At 52.8% G+C, this 2,556-nt stretch carries 2 protein-coding genes; one reads left to right on the plus strand and one right to left on the minus strand.

What is annotated here, in order from left to right:
• Positions 1 to 265: hypothetical protein (locus ACIQ2L_RS13800; protein WP_396159823.1), on the plus strand; the 265-nt coding region annotated here is incomplete at its 5' end.
• Positions 266 to 595: 330 nt separating this feature from the next.
• Here the strand turns inward: ACIQ2L_RS13800 and ACIQ2L_RS13805 are convergent.
• On the minus strand, positions 596 to 2,556 hold a 1,961-nt coding region (locus tag ACIQ2L_RS13805; protein ID WP_396159825.1), incomplete at its 5' end, for a PQQ-binding-like beta-propeller repeat protein.

Below are 2,556 nucleotides of genomic sequence, written 5' to 3' on the forward strand. Positions count from 1 at the left end.
CGAAGACAACATGAAGTTCCTCGGGAAATCAGTCGAGGTGTTGGTCGAGGGTCCTAGCAAATGGTCGGTGAGAAAACACCAAGAAGGTGATTTGCGGCAAATGACCGGTCGAACCGCTTGCGACCGAATCATTGTTTGGGACGGCAACATGCGACAAGTCGGAGCGATCATGCCGATCCGAGTAACGGACGTGTTCGCTTTCACCATGATGGGTGAAGTAGAGACGACCGAGGTATTGCCCGAAGTGTTCCAGTTGAGTGTTTAGCTTTTGGTGTCAGCGGGTCGTTGACGGCTCTGTATTGCTACGCTCCGTAAAGGGTATGCGTCACAAACCCGAAGCGTGAGCGAGGGATTCTGTGGGATTATCCGGCCTATCGGAGACAGCTGATTTAGTGAGCCGTTGGGCGCTAGCCCCGGTTTAGTGGCTTCGCCACTGGCGGCAACCGGGGCTAGCGCCCGACGGCTCACCATGAACCCACATGCCGGGCTTAAATCAGCATCTCTAAAGGCCACCCCTCCCCGAGGGAGGGTTAATTGAGAGTCCCTCGCTCACGCTTCGGGTTGGGATGGGTCCCATTTCTTGGCTACGTCGACACTAGTTCTTTTCGACACTGATATTGTCGATGAAATACTCAGCGTCGGTCGAATCACCGATGATGCCGGGACTGCCGATCGTGTTGGGCATATCATCGGTTCCTTCTAGAGTCCAAGCTTCGGGTTCCGCCTCATCCTTCTTCCATACTTTGCCCTTCACGATTGCCTTTCCGTTACTGTTTTCCACGCGGAACTTCAGAACGTACCATGTTTTCGCGGTCCACTCATAAGGCATCTTCACGTGAAATCGGAAGTCATGAGATCCCCATGTATTGATGACGAGAGACTGAGCGCCATTCAACACCAACGCGTATCTTTGGGCAACCAATCCCATGTCAGGCAGCTTTGTCGTCGGTACTTTGTTCTTGGTATCGAGAGCATAGAACTCACCCTGAATGGTATAGTCACTCATCTTGGGCATGCCAATGAAGCCTTGGCTTTTGGTTCCCTTGGGAATGGTGCTAACCTTGACGAGTCCATTCCCACCGGTGGGGAGTTCGATAGGTTGATGGCGGTACGACGAACCAATCCAGTGCGCAGGCACCTTTTTGTCTTCGAAATCGTATTTCCAAGGCAATGGTGGGATCACTCGGACGCGAGCCACACTGCTCAGTTCACCGGACTTGGCGGTCATGACGACAGGCATCCCCGTTCCTGCTTCTGTGGGTGCCATGTAAACTTGGCCATCCCCAACAGTTCCAGCTCCCTCGATCGTGATCTCTGCATCCTCGAGGAGTTTCAAGTATTGACCTGCAGCGTTATAGGCTCGCACTTGCAGCTTTGCTTTCTGGCCAGGCACTAGGTTCATTTCCACGGGGCACAGCTGAATTCTCGCAACCGTTTTATCCGTCAACGACGGCTCTGACAAAGGTTCTGGCAATGGGTCAGCGGTTACTTTTGCATCTTTCGAACCAAAGCAATAAAGCGCCTTGGTCGTTGGGAGATAGAGTCTCCCATTGGATGCAACAAAGGAACCGAAGACCTCGCCTCCGTCGTTGAGTCGCGCTTTGGAAACGACCTCGAGACCTGAATCCGTGTGCTTCAACACCTGGATGTTCGCGGAATTGTCTGCAACGAAGAGCTTGCCGTCGCTAACGATTGGCGAACCGTACATATTCGGTCGAAGCTTCCCTTTGCCAACCAGCTCGCCCGTCTTCGAGTTTACGCCAAAAATCGCTCCGCCGTCGTCCGTGTAATAGATGCGGTCGCCGATCTTCACAGGGCAGCTTCTAGAAACGGCTTTGGCTGGAATCTTCCAAAGCAGTTTATCTTCCGTAATGTCTCCACTGGTGTTTCCATCGAAAGCGAACACTGCCCCCAAAACGGTCCGATCGCTTTCGTTCTGTTCCCCATGTCCCGAATAGACAATCCCATCGACGATCAACGGAGAAACATTAAGACCTCGCGGCGACACTTGGTACTTCCAAATAACTTTGCCAGTCCGAGGTTGCACTGCATACAGTGCTCCATCTGCGGCTCCGAAAACCATCGCAGCTTGTCCGTTCAAGACGGTCAAAACTGGAGTGCTGTAGGTCGTGTCCTCTGGACGCGGCTTTGTCGAATTGTACCAAACAGGTGCACCGGTCGATTTGTCTAGTGCCAACATTCGGTGGGCGGGAACCGCGTTCTCTCCCCAAGCGACGACCACTCCACTAATGACGACGAGGTCTTCAAAGACCACTGGAAAATTGGTACGTCCTCCGTAGGCAGAGACCATTCCGAACTCTTCCAACAAGGATCTTTCCCATACAACTTTCCCGGTTTTGCCATCCAAGCATTGGAAAAGGCAACCAAGTCCCAGTACATAAACTCGATCTGTTTCTGGATCGCCGCCCACGCTGGACCAGCCAATCCGTTCCGAAGGAGCCACGGTCATGTAGATATTGTGGATGCTTTCCCAAATCAATTCGCCGGTCTCTGCATTCAAACAGACCGTCTTTTCGGCTTCTTCCGGTGTGTCTG

Origin of the sequence: Flavobacterium sp., from assembly GCF_044369455.1 — a bacterium.
Classification (GTDB): domain Bacteria; phylum Bacteroidota; class Bacteroidia; order Flavobacteriales; family Flavobacteriaceae; genus Flavobacterium.